The 7,302-nt window shown below is 66.4% G+C and carries 8 protein-coding genes; all 8 read left to right on the plus strand.

Features of this window, described 5'->3' with window-relative positions; translation table 11 throughout:
• Window positions 1–170 precede the first annotated feature (170 nt).
• The gene (locus tag C0461_RS12390) at window positions 171–401 is read left to right on the plus strand and encodes a hypothetical protein (RefSeq protein WP_292107413.1); all 231 of its coding nucleotides are present in this window, start codon (window positions 171–173) and stop codon (window positions 399–401) included.
• A gap of 229 nt (window positions 402–630) precedes the next feature.
• The gene (locus tag C0461_RS12395) at window positions 631–1,464 is read left to right on the plus strand and encodes a flagellin (protein ID WP_292107415.1); all 834 of its coding nucleotides are present in this window, start codon (window positions 631–633) and stop codon (window positions 1,462–1,464) included.
• Between the two features lie 128 nt (window positions 1,465–1,592).
• Window positions 1,593–1,838, plus strand: a complete 246-nt coding sequence (locus C0461_RS12400; protein WP_292107418.1) for a flagellar protein FlaG — start codon at window positions 1,593–1,595, stop codon at window positions 1,836–1,838.
• 134 nt (window positions 1,839–1,972) lie between these two features.
• Window positions 1,973–2,809, plus strand: a complete 837-nt coding sequence (locus C0461_RS12405; protein WP_292107421.1) for a flagellin — start codon at window positions 1,973–1,975, stop codon at window positions 2,807–2,809.
• A gap of 68 nt (window positions 2,810–2,877) precedes the next feature.
• The gene (locus tag C0461_RS12410) at window positions 2,878–5,571 is read left to right on the plus strand and encodes a transcriptional regulator (protein WP_292107423.1); all 2,694 of its coding nucleotides are present in this window, start codon (window positions 2,878–2,880) and stop codon (window positions 5,569–5,571) included.
• Between the two features lie 86 nt (window positions 5,572–5,657).
• Window positions 5,658–6,341, plus strand: coding sequence for a hypothetical protein (locus tag C0461_RS12415; protein WP_292107425.1), 684 nt, complete (start codon window positions 5,658–5,660; stop codon window positions 6,339–6,341).
• On the plus strand, window positions 6,341–6,739 hold the full coding sequence (locus C0461_RS12420) for a hypothetical protein (RefSeq protein WP_292107428.1): 399 nt from the start codon (window positions 6,341–6,343) through the stop codon (window positions 6,737–6,739). Before C0461_RS12415 ends, C0461_RS12420 begins: the two co-directional genes overlap by 1 nt.
• A 93-nt stretch (window positions 6,740–6,832) precedes the next feature.
• Window positions 6,833–7,302: single-stranded DNA-binding protein (ssb, locus tag C0461_RS12425; RefSeq protein WP_292107431.1), on the plus strand; the 470-nt coding region annotated here is incomplete at its 3' end.

A 7,302-nucleotide genomic window follows, 5' to 3' on the forward strand; every position in this document is an offset into this window, starting at 1 on the left:
CCAGGCCGCGCACATCGTGGCGCTGACCGAACAGGGGCGGCGCGTCGAGACCGTCCACCGTCAGGTGATCGAACTGCGAGACCTGACCGACCCCGTCATCCATGAAGCCCGGAGCGCGTCCGATGCGTCCACACCGCTTGATTCCCGTCGCGCTGATCGCCTGCGCGAGCATGAGCGCCGCCTGTGCGAGCTGGCGCCCGGCGCCTGCGCCGATCCAGCCGCCGCCGACGCCGGCGTTCGCCCTGAGGCCGTGTCCGATCGCGACCCTGCCCGAGGCGCCGACCTGGGCGGACCTTGAGACCGCCTACATCCTGAGAGGCCGACAGCTGGTCGAGTGCGATCTGGCGCGCCGGCTTGCGGTGGAGACGCTGGAGGCGATGGGCGCCATGTCAGGGCCCTGACCGGCAAATTCTGCCGGGCGGCGGGCAATGTCTGCCGGGTGCGGCGGCCCGGCGGCACAATATGCCGGGTCCGGAGTGTGGTAAATCAACCTATAACGTCATTATTTCAACAGGTTGGCCGCCATCGCAAGGGGGTCAGACTGGCCCGCTCCTTGCTTCGAGAGACCCGAGCAAAATGCTCCCGGCAGTCAAAATGACGTCGGACACCTTGAAAGAAGGACACCGTGCCATGGCGCTGAACAGCGTTAACACGAACGTGGGCGCAATGATCGCCCTCCAGAACCTCTCCAAAACCAATTCCGAACTGAATACCGTTCAAAACCGGATCAACACCGGTATGAAGGTCAATTCGGCCAAGGATAATGGAGCCATCTGGGCCATCGCCCAGAACCAGCGCGCCGAAATGGGCGCCCTGAACGCCGTCAAGGACAGCCTGCAACGCGGTCAGTCGACCGTCGATGTGGCCATGGCCGCCGGCGAATCCATCTCCGATCTGCTGCTGCAGATGAAGGAGAAGGCCCTGGCTGCGACCGACGAGACCCTGACCACTGCGTCGCGTGACGCCCTGGCCGAGGATTTCAATTCGATCCGCGACCAGATCACCTCCGTCATCGAGAACGCCTCGTTCAACGGCGCCAACCTGCTCGATGACTCCCTGTCCAACGGCTACAAGGCTCTCGCCTCGGCCGACGGCACCTCGACCATCGACGTCGAGAACCAGGACATGAGCCTCAGCGGCTCGATCGTCACCCTGGGCGCCGCGGACAGCATCGCCACCACGACCGACGCGACGGATGCGCTCGCTCTGGTGGACGCTTCCATCGCGAACGTCTCGGCCGCCCTGGCCAAGATGGGCACCAGCTCCAAGGCGCTGGGCACCCACCTGACCTTCGTGGGCAAGCTGCAGGACAGCCTGGAAGCCGGTATCGGCAACCTGGTTGACGCCGACCTGGCCAAGGAGAGCGCGCGACTGACCGCTCTGCAGACCAAGCAACAGCTGGGTGTGCAGGCGCTGTCGATCGCCAACTCCTCGACCTCCATGCTGCTGGGACTGTTCCGCTAATCCAGGAACGGGGAGGGAGCGTCCACGGGCGCTCCCTCCATCTTCCCGCCAATCGGGAGGCGCCGGCCTGATGACCGGCGAAATGAGGGATGGATGCACATGCAAAGATAAGCCGCGCTTCATTTCCGGTGGTCGCCGCCACATCGTCGTCCGGCTCGGGCGGCTTTGCGGATCCGGGACCGTCAGAAGAAGCCGAACGCCTCGCGCGTTACCGTCTGGTGATCGAGGAGGGCGCCGCCAAGGGCGCGTTCGTCTACAAGATCCTGGACCGCGAGACGGGAGAAGTCGTCCGGCAGTTGCCTCGCGATGAGGTGGCCCGCATCGGAGACCGATCCAACTACGCCGCAGGAGCGGTGATCGACACCCGGGCCTGAGTCCCGAGCGTCATTAAGAGAGCCGAACCGCCCGACCGCTGGTCGAGGCGGCGATCGTGGTTAGCACGCGTTAACCATACGCATACGACTCGGTCGATACCGTCCCCCTAGAAATCCTCGGGGAACGAAGACCCATGACCAGCAGCGTTCACACAAACACATCGGCGCTGATCGCGCTTCAGAACCTCAACCGGACGAATGAACGTCTGGAAGCGGTCCAGGGACGGGTGAACACCGGCCTGAAAGTGCAGGGGGCCAAGGACAACGCGTCGGTCTGGGCCATCGCCCAGGGGCAACGCGCTGATCTGGGCGCCCTGAATGCCGTCCGGATGAGCCTGGATCGCGCCACCTCGGTCGCCGATGTGGCGCTGTCGGCGGGCGAGACCATTTCGGACCTGCTGAACCAGCTCAAGGAAAAGGTCGTCGCCGCCAACGACGAATCACTCAAGACGCAGTCGCGTGAACTCCTGAATGATGACTTTCAGGCCCTGCTGCGGTCGATCAGCCAGGCGGTTCAGAACGCGGAGTTCGACGGCGCCAATCTTCTGGACGGCTCGTTGAGCGCCGGCGTGCGCTTCCTGGCCAACGCTGAGGCTGACGCCTTCGTCACCCTGAGCACGCGCAACCTGAGCCTGGGGGGCGGCATCATCGATCTGACCCTCAGTTCGAACCTGCTGAACATGAGCGACGCCGCGACGGCTCTGGCGGATCTGAACAACTCCATCTCCCAGGTGAACTCGGCGCTGGGCGCGCTGGGGTCACAGGCCAAGCAGATCGAGTCGCACAACGGCTTTGTCTCGCGTCTCATGGACACGGTGGAGTCCGGAATCGGCAATCTGGTGGACGCGGATCTGGCCAAGGAAAGCGCGCGACTGACGGCCTTGCAGGTCCAGCAGCAGCTGGGCGTGCAGGCGCTGTCCATCGCCAACCAGGCCCCGCAGGTGATCCTGTCGCTGTTCCGCGGCGGTTAAGGACGATTGTCGGCGCAGCTTAGGAATTTCTTACCCCTGCGCCTGCACTGTCGGGGACGGAGCGTCCCATGATCGACAACAGCTATCTGCTCGGCCTGTTCGGCCAGTCGACCTCCTGGGGCGGCGGGGCGGCCGTCGCGACGCCCAAGGTCAAGACGCAGCCGACGCCCCCCTGGGAAAACGCACGCCAGACGCCGCAAAGCGATCTGCTGCGGTCCGCACTTGCAGGGCGCAGCCTGATCGACGGCCAGGCCGCGCGACTGGACCTGCCGGGCGCCTCGGCGGACTATGGCAAGCTGTTCTCCCTCTATCAGGGACTGGCCTCGCTCGCCGCCATGGCGGACCGTGCCGGCGGAAAGTCTGTGCCGTCCACAGAATTGGCTCTTCTGAACAAGCGCTTTGATGCGGGCCTGACCGAAGTTTCGGGGTGGCTGTCGCAGGCCGGCTTTGACGCCTTCAACCTGGTCCAGGGCACCTCCTCGTCCTTGTCCAAGAGCACGGCCGCGGTCGCGCGGGACACCTCCAAGTCGCTGACCGGCGTCATCCACGAGGGTGCGGCGACCGATCCGGTGGCGGCGTTCCAGGGCGATGTGCAGTTCCGGATCACCGTCGGCAAGCTGGAGCAGACGGTTCATGTCGACATCGACCTGAACGATATGGGCGCCCAGACCCGCAGCCTGACCAACGTCCTCGGCTTCATCAACGGCAAGCTGGAGGATGCAGGGGTTCAGGCCCGCATAGGGCGAGAGATGATCCCGGCCGAGGAACGCTCGATCAAGGTCGGCGACAAGACCGTGGCGCTGCCCAGTGGTCCTGATCGATGGGCCCTGCTGGTGCGCGGATCTTCGGTGGAGACGCTGCAATTTTCGGCTCCTGCCACGGCTGACGCGGTCTATGTGACCCAGGGCACGGCCAGCGGGAACCAGCTGTTGAAATTCACCGACGGCGCCGTGCCCAGCGGCGCGGGGATCGGCGAAACCCACTGGGTGGACGGTCGTCTGGCCCAGGACGGGCTGCCTGAAGGAATCAGCGCCATTCGCGCCTCCGCCACCGACGCGGATGGAAATGTCTGGTTGGTGGCGGACCTGTCCGAGGGGCTGGGAAACCAGCCCATCAAGGGAACCAGCGACGTCGCCCTGATGAAGTTCGATTCGGCGGGACGCCTGGTGTTCAGCCGGGCGCTGGGCGCCGCCGACCAGGCGTCGGGGTACGCCCTGGCGATTTCCGATGACGGCCGCGTGGCTGTCGCAGGCTCGGTGACCGGGGCGCTGGACAACGGCGTCGCCGGCGCGAACCGGGGCCTGTCAGACAGCTTCGTCACGGTCTTCAACCTGAAAGGGGAGGAGCAGTGGACCCAGCGACGGGGGGCTGCGGCGGCGGACGAGGCGACAGCGGTGACATTCGGACCTGGCGGGACGGTCTATGTGGCCGGGCGCGCCCAGTCAGCCATGATCGGCGCGTCGGCCCAGGGCGGATGGGACGGTTATCTGCAGGGCTTCAGCCAGCAACAGGCTTACCCCACAGCCCCGATCACCGGAGGGCTGCAGTTCACCACCCAGTTCGGAACCGCAGGCGAGGACTCCGTCGCCTCGATCGCGGTGGACGGGAGCAATCTGTATGCCGCCGGGGTGGAGAACGGCCGCGCGGTGGTGCGCCATTATGAACTGAATGGTGCGGGCCAGCCGACCCTGCTCGGCATGCGCGATCTGGGCGCCATGTCGGGCGAGATCGCCGGAATCGCTGTGTCGGACGGACGTGTGATCGTGGCGGGCACGACGCGGAACGAAAACCTCGCCGCCGGCGCGACGGTGAACACAGCGCATTCCGGCGGCGGCGACGCGTTCGTGCTGTCGATGGATGGCGATCTCTCCGCCGGGGGAGACCGCCTGACGTTCCATGGCGGGGCGGGCGACGACACGGTCGCAGACGTGAAGGTGCATGACGGCAAGGTCTGGATCACCGGGGTGGCGGACCGGCCTCTGGGCGGTCTGCCCGAGGACCCGACCATGGCCTATCTGTCGCGCATTGATCCGACCAGCGGTGTTGTGGAATGGACGCGGACCTGGAAGGGGGCCGGTGATCAGGCGGTGACGGGAACGATCGCTGTGGCCTCGGGCGGAGCGAGCATCCTCGACCGGCTTGGCCTGCCCACAGGGGTGATCGCCCAGGGGGACTCCAAGCAACTGACGGCCGCCACGTCGCTGCGCGTGGGGGATCGCTTCTATGTCGCCGACTCAAACGGACGATCCCGTGCGGTGACCATCGAGGCGCGCGACACCCTGCAGACCCTGGCGCGCAAGATCGAGCAGGCGTCCAATATGCAGCTCAGGGTCACGGTTGCTTCCGAAGGCGGCGAGGTGAGCGGCAAGGATGGCGAGACGACCCTGACCATGGGCGGTTTCCAGCGCCTGTCGATCCAGGCCCGGGACGGCCGCGAAGGCGCCGTTCTGCGAGCCGGGGAATCGGGTCGTGACGCCCTGGCCGGTCTGGGGCTGAGTCCCGGCTTCGTGGGCAAGACCAGCGGAGCCGACACCAAGAAGACTTACGGCATACAGTTGTCCGGCAACCTGAACCTGTCCGGCCTGGAGGCCGCCAAGGCGGCGGGAGAGGCGATTCTGGCTGCGATGAAGGTGGTGCGCGACGCCTACCGGGACCTGTCGCCCCAGAACGCCGTCAAGAAGCCTGTCGGACAGGCGCCCGCCTATATGACCGCCCGCATCGCCAATTATCAGGCCGCCCTGAACCGCCTGACGGGGGGATAGGGGAAAACCCCGCCTCCACTTCGCTTGGCGGTTGACGCCGGGACCGCACCGGGGGTTATTGCCGGGAAGAGTTCCGCGAGAGGTTCATGGCGTTTCCCAACGACAACCGCATCATCCTGGCCCTGGGCGCCGTGCTGGCCGTGGTCGCCGCCGTGGTCATCGCCCTGATCTTCACCAGCCGGGGCGGCGATGATGCTCCGGACACCCCCGAGGAACGGGCCGGTCTGCAGCTGGATGTGACCGAGGCGCCGGATCTGGAGCCCACGCGCGAACTGCGCTGCTTCGTCAACGGGCAGTTCGTGGGCATGGCCACCCTGGCGGACTGCGCCCGTCAGAACGGCGTGGCCACCGAGGCGCTGGACGTCGGACTGGACGAAACGGGCGCCCTCGCCGCCGCGCCGACCGCCGTGTTCGCCCCGCCGCCGGAAGAACCGCCGCTGAATCTGACGGACCTGGCCGGCGTCAATCCGCCGGACGCGACCCCCGTGAGCCCGCCCCCCGGACCGCAGCCGGTGCAGCAGGCGGGCGCGGCCTGCCTGCGCCACGTGGGAGGCGAATGGCGTCAGCTGTCGGCCAGCATGAGCCAAGGCGCCTGTGTCCAGGCCCTGTTCGCGGGCACCTGCGTCCGGCCCGGCGACGCCCAGTACGGCCGCTGGGGCGACCTGACCCTGCGGCTGGTGCCGCGCCGGGTTGAGCAGTCCCAGGACAACAGCCGCTTCCGCACCCTGGCCGAGCAGGACCGCAACTGTCAGTTCCCGGGGCTTCGTTGATGAGACCGCTGCTTCTTTCCGCCGCCCTGGCGGGCCTGACCCTGGCCGCGTGCTCCTCGGGCACCAAGGCGCCGTTCGACCAGGGCGTCTGCTATCATGTGGTGCGGGAAGGTGAGGAGGTGCGCTTCAACGTTCTGGCCGAGGATGTGGAATCCATCGAGTTCTGCGCCGCGAGGCTGGAGGAGATGCGGCTGAACTTCCTGAGACTGGGCGGCTCGGTGCTCGAGATCCAAGGCGCGTATCAGGGGCAGTTCATCTTCATCGAGCGGGCCGGCGTCTATTTCGGCCAGACCCTGGAGGGGGGGCGGTTTTTCGCCCTGGCCCGCACCGGCGACGGCCGTCTGGCCATTCCCGGCGTCATCCAGCGACCGCCGGCCCGGACTGAAACGGCGGATTGACCTCACGCGCGGAGCGTGAACAATATGTGAACATGGTGTTCCTGAGAGCGTTCGCGCGCCTTCGGGAAGGCCTTATTGAACAAGGAAAAAGCAATGGCGGGCAGCGTCAACAAGGTCATTCTGGTGGGCAACCTGGGGCGGGACCCCGAAATCCGCAATCTGCCGTCGGGTGAGAAGGTCGCGAACCTGTCGCTGGCCACCTCCGAGCAGTGGCGCGACAAGGCGACCGGCGAGCGCAAGGAGAAGACCGAGTGGCACCGGGTGGTGATCTTCAACGAGAACATCGTGCGCGTGGTCGAGAACTATCTGAAGAAAGGCTCGACGGTTTACATCGAGGGCTCCCTCCAGACCCGGAAGTGGACGGATCAGCAGGGCGTGGAGAAATACTCCACCGAGGTGGTGCTGCAGAAGTTCCGCGGTGAACTGACCATGCTGGGCGGCCGCAGCGAGGGCGGCGGTTCGGGGCCGCGTGACGACGACGGCTATTCGTCGGGCTTCTCCTCGGGCGGCGCCAACAAGCCGTCGGGCCCCAAGGAAAGCTACGACCTCAACGACGATATTCC

Source organism: Brevundimonas sp. (genome assembly GCF_013823285.1).
GTDB lineage: Bacteria > Pseudomonadota > Alphaproteobacteria > Caulobacterales > Caulobacteraceae > Brevundimonas.